Annotated in this window: 14 protein-coding genes; 3 read left to right on the forward strand and 11 right to left on the reverse strand. The window is 62.4% G+C overall.

Features of this window, described 5'->3' with window-relative positions:
- Positions 1-16: 16 nt before the first annotated feature.
- On the reverse strand, positions 17-850 hold the full coding sequence (locus OKW43_RS06585) for an AraC family transcriptional regulator (protein WP_429445997.1): 834 nt from the start codon (positions 848-850) through the stop codon (positions 17-19).
- A 45-nt stretch (positions 851-895) separates the two neighbouring features.
- Entirely contained in the window at positions 896-2,389 is a 1,494-nt protein-coding gene (locus OKW43_RS06590) for a DHA2 family efflux MFS transporter permease subunit (RefSeq protein ID WP_429445999.1), read from the reverse strand.
- A gap of 316 nt (positions 2,390-2,705) precedes the next feature.
- Between OKW43_RS06590 and OKW43_RS06595 the strand changes: the two genes are divergently transcribed.
- Genes OKW43_RS06595 through OKW43_RS06605 form a run of 3 tightly spaced genes read left to right on the forward strand, consistent with a single transcriptional unit; the run spans position 2,706 to position 5,297 of the window.
- A complete protein-coding gene (locus OKW43_RS06595; RefSeq protein WP_429446001.1) occupies positions 2,706-3,689 on the forward strand; it encodes a hypothetical protein in 984 nt (327 codons plus the stop codon).
- A 16-nt stretch (positions 3,690-3,705) separates the two neighbouring features.
- Positions 3,706-4,923 carry a DUF6402 family protein gene (locus tag OKW43_RS06600; RefSeq protein WP_429446003.1) on the forward strand — a complete coding sequence of 406 codons (1,218 nt, stop codon included), beginning with the start codon at positions 3,706-3,708 and terminating at the stop codon, positions 4,921-4,923.
- Between the two features lie 32 nt (positions 4,924-4,955).
- Entirely contained in the window at positions 4,956-5,297 is a 342-nt protein-coding gene (locus OKW43_RS06605; protein WP_429446005.1) for a hypothetical protein, read from the forward strand.
- A gap of 88 nt (positions 5,298-5,385) precedes the next feature.
- Here the strand turns inward: OKW43_RS06605 and OKW43_RS06610 are convergent, their stop codons facing one another.
- The 9 genes from OKW43_RS06610 to OKW43_RS06650 are packed head-to-tail and all read right to left on the reverse strand — an operon-like array spanning position 5,386 to position 14,954.
- Complete coding sequence (locus OKW43_RS06610; protein WP_429446007.1) at positions 5,386-6,609, reverse strand: dienelactone hydrolase family protein; 1,224 nt, start codon at positions 6,607-6,609, stop codon at positions 5,386-5,388.
- Between the two features lie 33 nt (positions 6,610-6,642).
- Positions 6,643-8,283: an AMP-binding protein gene (locus tag OKW43_RS06615; RefSeq protein WP_429446009.1), complete on the reverse strand. Its 1,641-nt coding sequence runs from the start codon at positions 8,281-8,283 to the stop codon at positions 6,643-6,645.
- Between the two features lie 46 nt (positions 8,284-8,329).
- The gene (locus OKW43_RS06620) at positions 8,330-8,725 is read right to left on the reverse strand and encodes a RidA family protein (protein ID WP_187634288.1); all 396 of its coding nucleotides are present in this window, start codon (positions 8,723-8,725) and stop codon (positions 8,330-8,332) included.
- Complete coding sequence (locus OKW43_RS06625; protein ID WP_187634289.1) at positions 8,725-9,162, reverse strand: acyl-CoA thioesterase; 438 nt, start codon at positions 9,160-9,162, stop codon at positions 8,725-8,727. Before OKW43_RS06625 ends, OKW43_RS06620 begins: the two co-directional genes overlap by 1 nt.
- Positions 9,159-10,370, reverse strand: coding sequence for an acyl-CoA dehydrogenase family protein (locus OKW43_RS06630; RefSeq protein ID WP_429446011.1), 1,212 nt, complete (start codon positions 10,368-10,370; stop codon positions 9,159-9,161). Before OKW43_RS06630 ends, OKW43_RS06625 begins: the two co-directional genes overlap by 4 nt.
- Before the next feature lies 1 nt (position 10,371).
- Positions 10,372-11,223 carry an enoyl-CoA hydratase family protein gene (locus OKW43_RS06635; RefSeq protein WP_429446013.1) on the reverse strand — a complete coding sequence of 284 codons (852 nt, stop codon included), beginning with the start codon at positions 11,221-11,223 and terminating at the stop codon, positions 10,372-10,374.
- A 19-nt stretch (positions 11,224-11,242) separates the two neighbouring features.
- Positions 11,243-11,803, reverse strand: a complete 561-nt coding sequence (locus tag OKW43_RS06640) for a MarR family winged helix-turn-helix transcriptional regulator (protein ID WP_187634292.1) — start codon at positions 11,801-11,803, stop codon at positions 11,243-11,245.
- Complete coding sequence (locus tag OKW43_RS06645; RefSeq protein ID WP_222945558.1) at positions 11,800-12,567, reverse strand: SDR family NAD(P)-dependent oxidoreductase; 768 nt, start codon at positions 12,565-12,567, stop codon at positions 11,800-11,802. The genes OKW43_RS06640 and OKW43_RS06645 overlap by 4 nt, the downstream gene beginning before the upstream one ends.
- 2 nt (positions 12,568-12,569) lie before the next feature.
- Positions 12,570-14,954 carry a bifunctional salicylyl-CoA 5-hydroxylase/oxidoreductase gene (locus OKW43_RS06650; RefSeq protein WP_429446016.1) on the reverse strand — a complete coding sequence of 795 codons (2,385 nt, stop codon included), beginning with the start codon at positions 14,952-14,954 and terminating at the stop codon, positions 12,570-12,572.
- Positions 14,955-15,040 lie beyond the last annotated feature (86 nt).

The following is a 15,040-nucleotide window of genomic DNA, read 5'->3' on the forward strand; positions in this document are numbered from 1 at the left end:
TCCGCCCAATCAACCATCAGCTCTTCAACGGCAACCAGACTTCGACTCCACCCATCCCCGTCACCGGATCGAACTGCTCGCCATACCGTTCGAAATGCGGTGCATCGGCAGGCACATGCCCTGATGCGGGCAACCACTGATTCCAGATCGTATTCATCGTGCGGCGAATGCCCGAGATGTGCTCGCGATGATTGAACACCGCATAGCGTTGTGCGGCGATGCGTACACGACTCAACTCTGGCGGCAATGCCGAAAAATCGCCGACTTCGACGCCGCACAGGTAGTCGAAGTTGCCCAGTTCATCGGCGTTGTAGTTAACGCCATAGGCCACACTGCCGACCTGTCCCGGCACCTTTCCGTACCAGGCGCCAAAGCGCTGCCACTGCGATGGTATCGCCTTGCTGGTCTCGCACGTATAGCGCTCGGTGAGTCCAGCGACTAAAAACGGCTTGCCGTCTTCGAAGCGCGGCGGTTCCAGATGGGTCAGAAGGGTTTCGTCCATTTTGATCGGCTCCACGATGCTCAGATTGTCGAGATGACCCCGCGCGCGCAGCGCGTCCGGCGTGAGCCCGAACTGCTCGCGAAACGCGCGCGTGAATGCTTCGTGAGAGCCGTACCCGGCATCGATGGCGAGCGCCAGAATGTCGGGCGCGCCGTCGGCGAGACGTTGCGCGGCAACGCTCAAGCGACGCGCGCGCACATAGCGCATCACCGAAAGCCCGGTCGCCGCTTCGAACGCGCGCGCTAGATGAAAGCGCGACACGCATGCGCAGCGGGCGATATCGTCGAGCGTCAAGTCGCCGGCGAAGTGGCTTTCGATAAACCAGAGCGCTTTTCCAACCGGATTCATCTCGGCTCTCATGTCAGCATGAAGCCAGCATAATCAGCGGCGAACTCACGCATTTGATCGCGCTTGCGGTTTTGCAGTCGCGGCGGTGGGCCGAGTCGAATCCGCCGCCTCGCCATCCACGCCCGCAGCACCACCCGCCTGCCCGGGCCTCAAACGCACCCCGCCCACCACGCCGGCCGTCGCCGCAAAAGCCGCCCCAAACAGAAACGCAACGTGATACCCGCTGTTCAGCGCAGCCGCCGCACTCGACGACGCCTGCATCGCCTCGCTACGCGCCGCGGCAAGGCTCGCCAGCACCGCGAGCCCGAGGGCCCCGCCCATCATGAACGACGTGTTGACGATGCCCGACGCGAGGCCCGAATCGGCGGGGTCGACGTCGCTCATTGCGGCCAGCAGCAGCGGGTTGAACGCGATGCCCGCGCCGAAGCCGAGCAGCATCATGCCGGGCAATACGTCGACCACGAAGCTGCCGTCGACGGGCGCGCGCGCGAATAGCGCAAGCCCGCATGCCGCCAGCAGCAGGCCCGCCGCGAGCGGCCGACGCAGCCCGAAGCGCATCACCACACGCGCCGACACGCCCAGCGAAAAGAGTCCCATGATCAGGTTCGCGGGCAGAAACGCAAGCCCCACCTGCAACGGCCGATAGCCGAGCACGCGCTGCAGATACAGCGCCGAAATAAAGAACCACGCGAACATCGCCGCCGCCCACAACACGCCCACTACGTTCGCGGTTGCGACATTGCGCAAACGCAGCAGACCGAGCGGCATCAACGGATGTTCGACTCTCGCCTCGATCGCGAGGAATGCGGCGAGCAGCGCCAGCGCGGCGAACAGCAGGCCGAGTGTCTGCGCTGAAGTCCAGCCCGCGTCGTTGCCGTTGACGACCGCGTAGACCGCCAGCATCAGCGATGCGGTCACGCTGAGCGCGCCGGCCACGTCGAGCCGTTCGCCGTGCGCGTGTCCGCGCGCGGCGGGCAGTAGCGCGACGCACAGCGCGTACACCGCAATGCCGATCGGCAGATTGACCAGAAAGATCCAATGCCAGCTCAGCAGGTTGGTGAGCAGTCCGCCGAGCAGCACGCCGATGCTGCCGCCGCCCGCGCAGACGAAACCATACACGCCCATCGCTTTCGCGCGCTCGCCGGATTCAGCGAACAGATTCATGATCAGCGACAAGGACACCGCGGAGACGATCGCCCCGCCCAGGCCCTGCACGGCACGCGCGGCGACGAGCAGAACTTGCGAATTGGCGAGGCCGCAGGCGAGCGAAGCGAGCGTGAAGAGCGTAATGCCGCAGAGAAACAGCTTGCGGTGTCCGTACAGATCGCCAAGCCGTCCACCGAGCAGCAGACAGCCGCCGAACGTCAGCATGTATGCATTGACGACCCACACGAGTGAGGTTTCGCTAAAGCCGAGATCGGCGGCGATGGACGGCAGGGCGACGTTCACGATGGTCGTGTCGAGCACGATCATCAGCACGCCGAGGCAGAGCACGATCAGTGCGAGCCAACGTTGTTTGCCGTGGAGGGAATGGGTCATGCGGGTGCCCTTTACGCGGATTCTGGCGATTACCGACAATGGGCTTTCGAGTCTAGCACCGGCGCATTTCGCGTCCAACTACGAAATAGTGGTGTGTCGAGGCGGGGGTTTAGTCGGTGCCTCTATACACGAAGAAGCGCCATCGATTTGCATCGCGTCAGGCAAAGAAACGCTTCGAAATCCCAAGTGACGGTGCAAGCCCGAATTCGGCAATTCGATCGCAGAAACAGAAAGCAACCCCCGCTTTTTATTATCGTATGGGACGTTGCAGCGCCGGGGTACGATTCGCGCCAACTTTGTTCCGAGAGCTTGTCAAATGAATAAACGAGTCAGTCTTTCGTTGGTGTCGTTGAGGTTGGCCTCGATGTTGGCGGGTTGCGGTGGCGGCGGAAGTGGCAGTAGGTCCGCTGCCGCTGCGCCAGACAGTTTTGTCGGCGTCCTCAAGGGCACGACGGCGGATTCATGCACGTTTGTGTCGATGGTGCTCAACGACGGTACGTTCTACGACTTCTATAGCGGCGTCCCGACCACGACCTCGGCCACTGCATCGTCCGCCGCCACGACCACCACGACGACGAATCCGGTTGGCGGTGTGATAGTTGGTAAGGGAAGCGGCTCGGGCGGCAGTTTCTCGTCGTCGAGTGTCTACGACTACCAGCTGACGACGACCGGTTTGAGTACCGGCGTAGCGGCCAGCACGCTTTCCGCGAGTTATTCGACTTTCGTGTCGATCTCGGGGACCTTCACCCATAACATCGGCGGCGCGGCGAATACATTTTCGTCGACGTATAACAGCACGTTGTCGACGGCTACCCCTTCGCTGACGACGGTCGCCGGCATCTATTCCGGCACGGCCGGGACGAACGCGGGCGGCACGGAAGGCCTGTCACTGATAATTCTGCCGGCCGGCACGGTGACGGGTGAAAGCGCGAGCGGTTGTTTCTTCTCGGGCACGATCACGACGCATGCGACGAACAACGCATATGGCCTCAGCATCACGTTCGCGCCAACGACGTGTACTTATAGCGGTATCACCATGACTGGAATGGCGTTTTACGATTCCACCGACTCGACAATTTATGGAGCAACGTCAAAGGTCGATCGAACCGCCGGGATTGTTTTTGGTGAAGAAGACGTCGACGTCTTGATCGTCAAGGACCTTTTGAACGAAATGTCCTTGACGGCTCGGCGGTTAGCCCGGAGCCGCTTTTCGGCATTCTCTGATTGCCATCAACTAACTGAGCGTCAAAAATATAAAGAGCGAGAGATAGCTCCAACCCGGAGAATCGCGCATTCATGAATAAGACGATCCAGTTATGAGCGACGAAGAGAAAATTCCCTATTTCAGGGTAAACAAGCTTTTGTGGAGATGGACGCGATACGAAGGGGCGGACGGTTGCACTGTTGTCCGGGAGGGGCAGCTTTCGATGGATAAAGCCCCGCCGCCGCTGCCAAAACAACAGGAACTGAAGATGACATCGATCAGGCTCGCGCCTGAGTTGCCCCGACCGGACCCATTGATCAAATTTGTCGATGACATCGAGAAAATATCCGACGCTTTTTCCCGTTTCAAGTCTTGGCTGAACACGCCGCGCTCGCCGAAAGAACACCAACCCGTACCGGATGCGGGGCGGAAACAAGAACAGATTGTCCCACCGTTCGACATTCAGGAGATTCCTGGCGCCATGCGCAAGGAACTTATGCCAGTGTCGGCAAAGTTAATGGAGCGTTGGTTTGCCGGCGAACTCAACTATGGGCCCACGGATAAAGACGTTGCGGCCGAAATGAATCAGAAAGGGATGCCTTATCCTGCGGATATGTATGACACAACGACGATCAAGCTCGATTGGGTATTGAAGCATCGACGAGCCAAAGACCAATACGACGAGTTGATAAAGACGCAAATTCACACATCACGCGCAAGAGAAGCGCTGAAGGAGATTCTCCTGCCATATGCCGGGAGACCATGTCTTGATGCGACGACCGAGTGCGGGGAAAATCTTTCGACGCTGTTGCACCGGCATTTCCAGTTCCAGTATGTGAAGGTTGGAAGTTCGCTGTCTCAGAAGCTCGGAGAGCTTCTCTATGCTGATTTCCACAATAACGGTGTCCCGGACGATCTGACGGGCGCGTTGGGATCGTTCGACATATACGCGGCCGTTGGATACGCCGACTTTCGCAGGGAAGGCACTACAAGGGTCGCGGAAATCTCTGCTATCTATGTATACATTAAGGATAGTTACGACTTCACCGACAAACATGGCGAAGTGTCGCAATATCTCGGCCACTGGAGCAGAAACGGAGTGATCGTTCTGGCGTACAACGGCGCGATGTCATATCTAAACAAACCGCAATTGTATTTTTCCTATCCCGTTGCGCTAGGGAACCCGAAAGTCAAGGGCAATGTGTACTACCCGATTCACAATAAGGACTTTAGGGAGTGGGCGATAAAGCACCAGCGAGGAGGTGACTTTGTGATCTACTCGGACCGGAGGCTTGTCCGAATCGATCCACCGATCAAGGTGTATTTATGAAACCGAGGCGATTGATCAGATGGTGCGCCGTAATGCTTCCTGTCGGGTTTGCCGTGTTTCTCGTCGTCGCGCACACCGACAGTCGGGATGCGAGCGAATGTATCAAAAGCACATCAAAAAACGGCCGCTACACTGCGGAGCGATGCCTGCTCCAATGGAGAGGTGGCAACAACCCGGACTATATCGGCCAAGTCTACGATGCCACGTCAGGCAAACTGCTGGTACGCAGGACCTTCAGCACAACGGTTCCTGAACTGATTTGGCTGGACGACGATGGCGTTTCATTTTCTCGCGGCGGCGACGACGCGTCGTTCGTGAAGCTGCCACCGTCACTCTATGACCGGATGATGGCCAGACTTTCATCGAGCGGTTAATGAGCTTTCGGTGTTGCATGCCGCCGTCAATACGCGCTGCCAGCGCGAGTCATTCAGATGACACACCGCGACGGCAGCACGCCTTCCCTTAAACCTTCGACTTGTCCCCCATCAACCCATTCGACGGCAACGTCTCATCCAGCAACTTCCTCGCACTTTCAATCCCCGCCACCGGCAAGCCCTCGGGATTGAGCAGCCCCACCTGCACGAGCACCGAAGCCTGATCCCAATAGATGTGTTCGTTATAAAGCTTGTCGCCGCGGAAGCACACCACGGCGAGCATCGGCACCTCGAAGTACTTGCCGGTCGGCGCGACGCCCGGCAGCAGCCAGTCGATCTCGCAGCTATGCGTGCAGCTAAAAATGAATTCATCGACGACGCGGTCAGAGCCGATCGTGCGCGAAATCGGAATCAGCTTCGTGTCGGGCGGATTCGAGTTGACGAAATGATGCGTGTAAAAGCGCTTCAGATTGTCGTGCCCGACACCGCCCGTCATCGTCGGCACGTGATTGACGTAGGGCTCGGCGACCATCGTCGGCATCACCGCGTCGACGTCGCGTGTTGCGAACTCGTGATAGCAATGCGCCTCCCAAAGCGCGTTCAGATCGTAGAGCGGACCGAGCACCTTGCGCAGTAATGCGAGCGTGCGCGAGTACGCCATCATCGCGGCGGGCTTGTCGTACTGCTTGCGCTGCGGCGCGGCGAACGCGTGATCGCAGCCGGGATACACGTATTGCTCGGTTTGCGGCCGCGTGCGCAGTGCGGCGCCAATGCGCTCGCGCGTTTCAGGCGGGCAGTGCGCGTCGTTTTCGGGGAAGTGAAAGACCATCGGGCAGCGGATTGCCGATACTTCATCGAGATGCGCTTCGAGGCCCACGCCGTAATAGCTGACCGCACAATCGACGTCGGTGCGCGCCGCGCTCAGAAACGCGAGCTTGCCGCCGAGGCAGTAGCCCACCACGCCCACCTTGCCGACCTGCTCGGGCAGATCGCGCAATGTGGCGAAGGTGGCGGCGATGTCCTCGACCGCGACATCGGCGTCGAACTGGCCCAGATAGCCGAGCGCCTGTTTCATGTCGGCGTCGCCGTAGCCAAGCGAGATACCGGGCTTGATACGCCAGAACAGATCGGGCACGAGCACGACGTAGCCTTCCTCGGCGTAGCGATCGGCGCTCGCCTTCAACGTGTCGTTGACGCCGAAGATTTCCTGCAGCAGCACGAGCCCCGGGCCCGAGCCCTGCGCGGGGCGCGCGACGTATGCGTTGAAACGGCCGCCATCGTGGGCGACGACTTCGATGAAAGAGCCGGCCATACAGTCTGCCTCCAGTCTCACGAAAGATAGGGGTTATGTCATCGTGCGCAACTCGAAACGTTTGAGCTTGCCGGTTTCGGTACGCGGCAGCGCGCCGACGAACGTGATGACGCGCGGATATTTATACGGCGCCACGTTATTTTTAACGAAATCCTGCAGTTGCGCGACCAGTTTGTCGTCGGCCGTGTAGCCGGGGTTCACCACGACGAAGGCCCGCACGATCTGTCCACGCGTTTCGTCGGGCACGCCGATCACGCCGCATTCGGCCACCGCCTCGTGCTGCATCAGCACGCTTTCCACTTCAGGACCGGAGATGTTGTAGCCGGCCGACACGATCATGTCGTCGGCGCGCGCCTGGTAGAACACGTAGCCGTCCGCGTCGAGATAGACGGAATCGCCCGGCAGGTTCCAGCCGTCGCGCACGAAGCGCAACTGCCGTTCGTCGGCCAGATAGCGGCATCCGGTCGGGCCGCGCACCGCGAGTTTGCCGATCGTGCCGGGTGGCACCGGTTGCATGTTGTCGTCGACGGCTTGCACGACGTAGCCCGGCACCGCGCGGCCGATCGCATTCGGGCGGATCTGCGCGCCTTGCGACGAAATGAAGATGTGGATCAGCTCGGTGCTGCCGATGCCGTCGATCATGTCGATGCCGGTCGCCTCGCGCCATAGACGTCGCGTCGAATCGGGCAGCGCCTCGCCGGCCGACACGGTCTTCTTCAGCGACGTTACGTCATGCTGCGCGACGAGCGGCGCCATCTGCCGATAGAACGTCGGCGCGGTGAACATCACCGTCGCATCAAAACGTTCGACCACGTCGAGCAAGGTTTGCGGCGAAAGCTTTTCGACGAGCACCGTCGACGCACCGACGCGCAGCGGAAAGCACAGCAGCCCACCGAAGCCGAACGTGAACGCGAGCGGCGGCGTGCCGCAGAAGATGTCGCTCGCGGACGGCTTCAGCACATGACGCGGGAACAGATCGCACATCGCGATCACGTCGCGATGGAAATGCATGCAGCCTTTCGGCGCGCCGGTCGTGCCGCTCGTGAACGCGATCAGGCACACGTCGTCGGCGGCGGTGTCGCATGCGGTGAAGTGTTCGGGCTTGTTGACGGCGAGCGTGTCGAGCGAATCGGCGGAGTCGTCGTGAAAGCGGCGCGTCTGCTTCAGCACCGCGCTGTAGCACTCGTCCCGCGGATTCGTGCAGCGCTCGAGTTCCACGGTCAGACGCGCGTCGCAAAGCGCGGCGCTGACTTGCGCTTTGTCGATGATCTGCTTGAGTTCCTTCGCGCGCAGCAGCGGCATGGTCGGCACGACGACGAGCCCGGCCTTCAGCGCCGCGAGCGCCGTAACGGCCATCTGCAAGGTGTTCGGTCCGCGCAGCAGCACGCGGTTGCCGGGCCGCAAGTCCATTTCATCGACGAGCACATGCGCGCTGCGGTTGACCAGCGTGAGCAGTTCGCCGTATGTGGTCGCCTGCGGCTTGCCGTCCACGTCCGACCAGATCGCCGGCCGCTCGCGATGCCCCGTGTCGATGGTCCGTTCGAGCAGTTCGGTCGCGCAGTTCAGCCGCGACGGATAAGCGACGTCCGGATTGTCGAGCAGCAAGACGGGCCATTGATCCTGCGGCGGAAGATTGTCGCGCGCGAAAGTATCGACGTGTGCTGACGGTTCCATCATGGTCTCCGAGGCGTTGCCTATGTGTTCGCTACCTGTACGAGGTTCAGTGCGGAATCACCGCGGTGGCTTCGATCTCGACCTTCGCGCGGTCTTCCATCAGCGCGACGACCTGCACCGCGCTCATCGCGATGTCGTAGTCGCCGATCAGCTCGCGAAAGGCGCGGCCGATGTCCTTCAGCGACGCAAGGTACTCGCGCTTGTCGGTCACGTACCACGTGAGGCGCACCAGGTGTTCGGGCTTGCCGCCCGCTTCGCGCAGCACGGCCAGCAGATTCTTCAACGCTTGCTCGGCTTGCCGCGCGAAGTCGTCGGTGTGGAACTGCGCCTGTTCGTCCCAGCCGATCTGGCCGGCGATGAACACCTGCGTGCCGGTCGCCGCGACGCCGTTCGCGTAGCCGCGCGGTTTGACCCAGCCGGCGGGGAGGAGAGCTTTCTTCATCAGCGGTGCGCCTCGATGGAGGACGATGGGGCGTACGCCGCGAGCGCGCTCGCGATGTCGCCGGGAATAGCGATCGATTTGCCGCTGTCGAACGACATGAACACGAGCACCTGTTTCGAGCGGAAACGCGTTTCGCCGTTGCAATGACCGTGAATCTCGATGCCGATCGAACTGCGGCCGATGGTAGTGACGCACAGCGTGAGCAGGATCGTCTGGCCCATCTGGCTCGGCCGCGAGAACTCGCAGTCGAGCTTGACGATCGGCAGGCCGATGCGGCGCTGCGCGATCATCTGCGCGTAGTCGATGCGCAGGCCCTCGTTGAACCAGTCTTCGACGAGCACGTTGGTCATCACGAGGTACTGCGGAAAGTACACGATGCCTGCGGGATCGCAGTGCGAGAAGCGAATGCGTACGGGCCGCTCGAACGACGTGCTCATTGCGCGTTCCCGTTCGCGGCGGCATGCGCCTTCAACAGATCGCGGCCGACGATCAGCTGTTGCACCTCGGTCGCGCCTTCGTAGATGCGCAGCGCGCGGATCTCGCGGTACAGCATTTCGACCGCGCTGCCGCTTTGCACACCCATGCCGCCGTGGAGCTGCACGGCTGCGTCGATGACCTGCTGCGCGCCCTCGCTCGCGTGCCACTTCGCCATCGCGGCTTCGCGCGTGACGCTTTCGCCCTGGTCGCGCAGCCACGCGGCGCGATAGACCAGCAGCGCACTGCTGTCGATCGTCAGCGCCATCTGCGCGAGCTTCGCTTGCGTCAACTGGAAGTCGCCGAGTGTCTGGCCGAACATCTTGCGCGACGCCGCGCGCGCGAGGCCTTCGGCCATCGCATGGCGGGCAAAGCCGAGCGATGCGGCCGCCACCGACGTGCGGAAGATATCGAGCGTGCGCATTGCGATCCTGAAGCCTTCGCCGGGCGCGCCGAGCATCTGGCTCTTGGGCACGCGCGCGTTCGCGAAGCGCAGGCGCGCGAGCGGATGCGGCGCGATCACGTCGATGCGCTCGGCGATGCCGAGGCCGGGCGTCTGTGCATCCACGATGAACGCGCTGATGCCGCGCGCGCCCGGCGCCTCGCCGGTGCGCGCGAACACCACGTAGAAGTCCGCGATGCCGCCGTTTGAAATCCACGTCTTCTCGCCGTCGAGCACGTAATGGTCGCCCTCTTCGCGCGCGGCGAGCGCCATCGCCGCGACGTCCGAGCCCGCTTGCGGCTCCGACACCGCGAACGCGGCAATCGCCGTACCGCTCGCGACGCGCGGCAGATAACGCGATTTCTGCTCATGCGTGCCGGCGAGCGAGATCGCGCCAGAGCCGAGGCCTTGCATCGCCAGCGCGAAATCGGCGAGCCCCGAATAGCGCGCAAGCGTTTCGCGCAGCAGGCACACGGCGCGCGTGTCGATCGTGTCGCCGTGGCCGCCGTACGCGAGGCCGCCGACGCCGTATTTCAGCCAGCCGGCCTGGCCGAGTTCGCGCACCAGCAGGCGGCAGGTGGCATCGGTGTCGCCATGTTCTTCATGCGTGAGATGCGTGCGGCACCACGCGTCGATGCCTGCCGCGAGTTCGCGATGACGCGGCTCGAAAAACGGCCACGCGAGCGGGCTATGCAAATCGATCGTGGTGTTCTGTTGGTCGGCGCTCAACTCAGTCTCCTTCGAACACGGGACGCGTCTTCGCCGCGAACGCGTTGTACGCGCGCTCGAAATCGCGGGTGCTCATGCAGATTGCCTGTGCCTGCGCTTCGGCTTCGATTGCTTCGTCGATGCTCATGCTCCATTCCTGGTGCAGCATCTTTTTCGTCATGCCGTGCGCGAAGGTCGGGCCAGCCGCGAGATCGGCGGCGAGCTTCTGCGCTGGTTCGAGCAGCGCGGCCGGGTCGCACAGGCGGTTGTAAAAGCCCCATGCATGAGCTTCGTCGCCGCTTGCCGAACGGCCGGTGAACAGCAGCTCGGCGGCGCGTCCCTGGCCGATGATGCGCGGCAGCATCGCGCATGCGCCCATGTCGCAACCGGCGAGGCCGACGCGCGTGAACAGGAACGCGAGTTTGCTGCGCGCGGTGCCGAGGCGCAGGTCGGAAGCCATCGCGAGGATCGCGCCGGCGCCCGCGCAGACGCCGTCGACGGCCGCGATGATCGGCTGCGGGCAATGGCGCATTGCCTTGACGAGCTCGCCGGTCATGCGCGTGAACAGCAACAGCTCGGGCATCGGCAAATCGATCAGCGGCGCGATGATGTCGTGCACGTCGCCGCCCGAGCAGAAGTTCTCGCCCGCGCCGTGCAGCACGACGGCTTTGACGTCGGTCGCATAGGCGAGGTCGCGAAACAGGTCGCGCAGCTCCGCATACGATTCGAAGGTCAGCGGGTTCTTGCGCTCGGGGCGGTTCAGCGTGATCGTCGCGACCTTGTCGGTCACCGACCAGCCGAAATGCTTCGCCTCATAGCCAGCCAGGGTCAGGCGGTTGCCGGCCAACAGTGCGTCGGCATTGGATCGTGTCATGGATTCCTCCAGTGCGAAGTCAGCCTTTCAGGCTGTCGAGCAGATGTTGTTTTAGCTTCCCGAGATCCTGATGCGTGTGCATCTTTTCGTCGAGGCTCAGGCCGCCGAACATTCCGACGACCCATTGCTCATGCGCGACGGCCATCCTGTCGAACGCCTTGCGGCCAGCGGGCGTCAGGCACACGCTGATCGAGCGGCGGTCGTTCGGGTCGGTATCGCGCGCGACGAGCCCTTCTTTTTCGAGCTGATCGGTGATGCCCGTGACGTTGCCCCCTGTCACCATCAAACGGCGCGACAACTCGGTCATCTTCAAACCTTCGGGATGTCGTTCGAGCTGCGCCATCAAATCGAAACGCGGCAACGTGGTGTCGAATTCGGTTCGCAGACGTTTGCGCAGTTCGGCCTGCACGAGATTGGTGGTGGTCAGCATACGCAGCCATAAACGCAGGCCCATGTGGCTGTCCGCACCGGTGCTCATTTCGAGGTCCACGACGTTCTCCGCGGGTTCGGCGATGCCTTTGCGCGACGGTTTAGCATCCGCTGCCGCCGCCGACTTTTTTGCTTGCGTTGATTTGCTCACATCACTTCTCCGCCCGAAATGGAAATGGATTGCCCCGTGATCGCATCCGAGCCGGGGCGGCACAGCCACGACACCGCGCTCGCGACCTGCTCCGGACTCACGAAGCGGCGCTGCGGGTTCGAGCGCAGCAGCGTTTCGCGCGCCTGTTCGTCGGTGCGCGACGTCTTGCTCGTGATCTGCTCGAGCGATGCATGCAGTAACCCGGTTTCGGTATAGCCGGGGCACACCGCATTGACCGTGATGCCGCGCGTCGCGGTTTCGAGCGCGAGCGAGCGCGTGAGACCGATCACGCCGTGCTTCGCGGCGCAATACGCGGCGACGTATGCATAACCGATTTGACCCGCGGTGCTCGCGACATTGACGATGCGGCCATAGTCACGCTCCAGCATGCCGGGCAGTACAGCGCGAGTGCCGAGGAACACGCCGGTCAGATTCACGTCGAGCATGCGTTGCCACAGCGCGATATCGGTGTGCGTGAACGGCGCGGCCTGCGCCTGCCCCGCGTTGTTGATGAGGATATCGACGGCGCCCGCCTGATCGAATGCGCGCGCCACCGACTCTTCTTGCGTGACGTCCACGCCGATACACGCGACCTCGCCCAGCGCCGCGCATTGTTCGCGCTGAGCGTCGAGGCGTTGCAGGTTGCGGCCCATCAGCGTGACGCGCGCGCCGGCGCGCAGCAGCGTCTGCGCGATGGCCGCACCGATGCCGCTGCCGCCGCCGGTGACGACCGCGTGTTGTCCGGCAAGAGGGGTATCTGACATGTTCACACGGTTCCTTCGGCGCGTTGCGCGCGTTGTTGCGCCGTGAGGCCGGCGTTGGCGATGGCCTGCGCGCGCTCACGTTCGAGGTTGCGTTCGAGCTGCATTTTCGCGGCGGTGTAGGTCTTCGGCCAAGCGACGTCGAGATAGCCGATCTTTGCCGCTTCGTTCAAGGTCCACGACGGATTCGCGAGATGCGCACGCGCGATTGCGCACAGATCGGCGCGGCCCGCGGCGATGATGCTGTTCACGTGGTCCGCTTCCGAGATCGCGCCGACCGCAATCGTCGCGATGCCGGCTTCGTTGCGCACGCGATCGGCGAACGGCGTCTGGAACATCCGGCCGAAGACGGGCTTTTCTTCCTTGCTGACCTGGCCCGACGACACGTCGATCATGTCCGCGCCCGCCGCCTTGAACGCTTGTGCGATCTTCACGGCGTCGTCGGGCGTGTTGCCGCCTTCGACCCAGTCGTGCGCGGAAATCCGCACCGAGATCGGCTTGTCTTGCGGCCACACCGCGCGGATCGCGTTGAATACGCGCAGCGGATAACGCAGACGGTTTTCGAGCGAGCCGCCGTATGCGTCGGTGCGGTGATTCGTGAGCGGCGACAGGAAGCTCGACAGCAAATAGCCGTGCGCGCAGTGCAGTTCGAGCCAGTCGAAACCCGCTTCGATCGACATGCGCGTCGCCTCGACGAACTGCTGCTCGATTGCGCGCAGCTCCTCATGCGTGGCTTCGCGCGAATGCTGGCTGATACCGCGCAGATACTGCTGCGGCGACGCCGAAATGAGCGGCCAGTTGCCTTCGTCGAGCGGCTGGTCGATGCCTTCCCACGCGACGCGCGTCGAGCCTTTCGCGCCCGAATGGCCGAGCTGGATGCCGATCTTCGCATCCGATTGCAGGTGCACCAGATCGACGATGCGCTTCCACGCGGCCCGATGCTCGGGCGCATACATACCGGGACATGCCGGCGTGATGCGCGCTTCGGGCGACACACAGGTCATCTCGGTCATCACGAGCGCGGCGCCGCCCATTGCACGCGCGCCGAGATGCATCAGGTGATAATCGCCGGCCACGCCGTCGACCGCCGAGTACTGCGCCATCGGCGACACCATCACGCGATTTTTCAGCGTGACGCCGCGCACCTTGAATGGCGTGAACATCGGCGGAATCGAATGCTTATCCGCTGTGCGCTCGACGCCCGCGCGCTTCGCGAGCCAGTCCTCGAAGCCGGACAGATACTGCGAATCGCGCTCGCGCAGGTTCTCGTGCGAGATGCGCTGCGAGCGCGTGAGCAGCGAGTAGGCGAATTGTTCCGGCTCGAACGACGTATAGCGGTCGACGTGCTCGAACCATTCGGTCGAATTGCGCGCGGCGTTCTGGATGCGCAGCACGTCGACGCTGCGCACTTCGGTGTAGTGCTTCAATGCGGCGGCAAGATCGTTCGGATGCGAACCCGGATGCGCGCTGATGCTGTTCGCGAGTTCGATCGCGTCTTCGAGCGCGAGCTTGGTGCCCGAGCCGATTGAGAAGTGCGCGGTGTGGGCGGCGTCACCCATCAGCACGATCGGCGTTTGCGTGCCGTTCGCGTTCGTACGCCAATGCACCCACTCCCTGTTGACGACGCGCGGAAAACGGATCCATTGCGACGACCCGCGCAGATGCGCCGCGTTCGACATCAGCGGGTTGCCGTCGAGGTACTTCGCGAACAGCTTCTCGCAGAACGCGATGCTGTCCTCCTTGCTCATTTCGTCGAGACCGGCGGCGCGCCATACGCGTTCCGGTGTTTCGACGATGAACGTCGACGTTTGATCGTCGAAGCGGTATGCGTGCGCCTGGAACCAGCCGAATTCGGTTTGCTCGAACGCGAACGTGAATGCGTCGAACAGCTTGTTCGTGCCGAGCCATACGAAGCGGCAGTCGCGCACGTCGATGTCCGGCTGATAGGTGTGCGCGTATTTCTGGCGCACGAGGCTGTTCAGGCCGTCGCTCGCGATGATCAGGTCAGCTTCGTACGTGCTGTCGTCCACGACCTGGGTTTCGAACACGAGTTTCACGCCGAGTTCTTCGCAACGCGCCTGCAGGATATTCAGCAGCCGTTTGCGGCCGATGCCGCAAAAGCCGTGGCCCGACGAACGCACGCTGCGGCCGCGAAAGTGAATCTCGATGTCGTCCCAGTGATTGAACGCGTCGAGAATGGCCTCGGCGCTCGGCGTGTCGGCGGCGCGCAAATTACCGAGCGTCTGGTCGGAGAACACGACGCCCCAGCCGAAGGTGTCGTAGGGGCGGTTGCGCTCGATCACCGTGACTTCATAGCCGGGGTTGCGCTTTCTCATCAACAGACCGAAGTACAAACCGGCCGGACCGCCGCCGATACAGACTATGCGCATGCTGATTCCCCAATAATGGACTCCGCTGTGAGATTAATTTAGGTTTTGATAGTTTAGATGTCAAGTAAATTTCGAAGCGAAGGGTC

The organism is Paraburkholderia sp. WC7.3g (assembly GCF_050436345.1).
GTDB lineage: Bacteria > Pseudomonadota > Gammaproteobacteria > Burkholderiales > Burkholderiaceae > Paraburkholderia > Paraburkholderia podalyriae.

Excerpts from the sequence above, each read along its gene's own strand:
- OKW43_RS06585 (WP_429445997.1), bottom strand. The coding sequence starts at position 850 with ATGAATCCGGTTGGAAAAGCGCTCTGGTTTATCGAAAGCCACTTCGCC.
- OKW43_RS06590 (WP_429445999.1), bottom strand. The coding sequence starts at position 2,389 with ATGACCCATTCCCTCCACGGCAAACAACGTTGGCTCGCACTGATCGTG.
- OKW43_RS06595 (WP_429446001.1), top strand. The coding sequence starts at position 2,706 with ATGAATAAACGAGTCAGTCTTTCGTTGGTGTCGTTGAGGTTGGCCTCG.
- OKW43_RS06600 (WP_429446003.1), top strand. The coding sequence starts at position 3,706 with ATGAGCGACGAAGAGAAAATTCCCTATTTCAGGGTAAACAAGCTTTTG.
- OKW43_RS06605 (WP_429446005.1), top strand. The coding sequence starts at position 4,956 with ATGCTTCCTGTCGGGTTTGCCGTGTTTCTCGTCGTCGCGCACACCGAC.
- OKW43_RS06610 (WP_429446007.1), bottom strand. The coding sequence starts at position 6,609 with ATGGCCGGCTCTTTCATCGAAGTCGTCGCCCACGATGGCGGCCGTTTC.
- OKW43_RS06615 (WP_429446009.1), bottom strand. The coding sequence starts at position 8,283 with ATGGAACCGTCAGCACACGTCGATACTTTCGCGCGCGACAATCTTCCG.
- OKW43_RS06620 (WP_187634288.1), bottom strand. The coding sequence starts at position 8,725 with ATGAAGAAAGCTCTCCTCCCCGCCGGCTGGGTCAAACCGCGCGGCTAC.
- OKW43_RS06625 (WP_187634289.1), bottom strand. The coding sequence starts at position 9,162 with ATGAGCACGTCGTTCGAGCGGCCCGTACGCATTCGCTTCTCGCACTGC.
- OKW43_RS06635 (WP_429446013.1), bottom strand. The coding sequence starts at position 11,223 with ATGACACGATCCAATGCCGACGCACTGTTGGCCGGCAACCGCCTGACC.
- OKW43_RS06645 (WP_222945558.1), bottom strand. The coding sequence starts at position 12,567 with ATGTCAGATACCCCTCTTGCCGGACAACACGCGGTCGTCACCGGCGGC.
- OKW43_RS06650 (WP_429446016.1), bottom strand. The coding sequence starts at position 14,954 with ATGCGCATAGTCTGTATCGGCGGCGGTCCGGCCGGTTTGTACTTCGGT.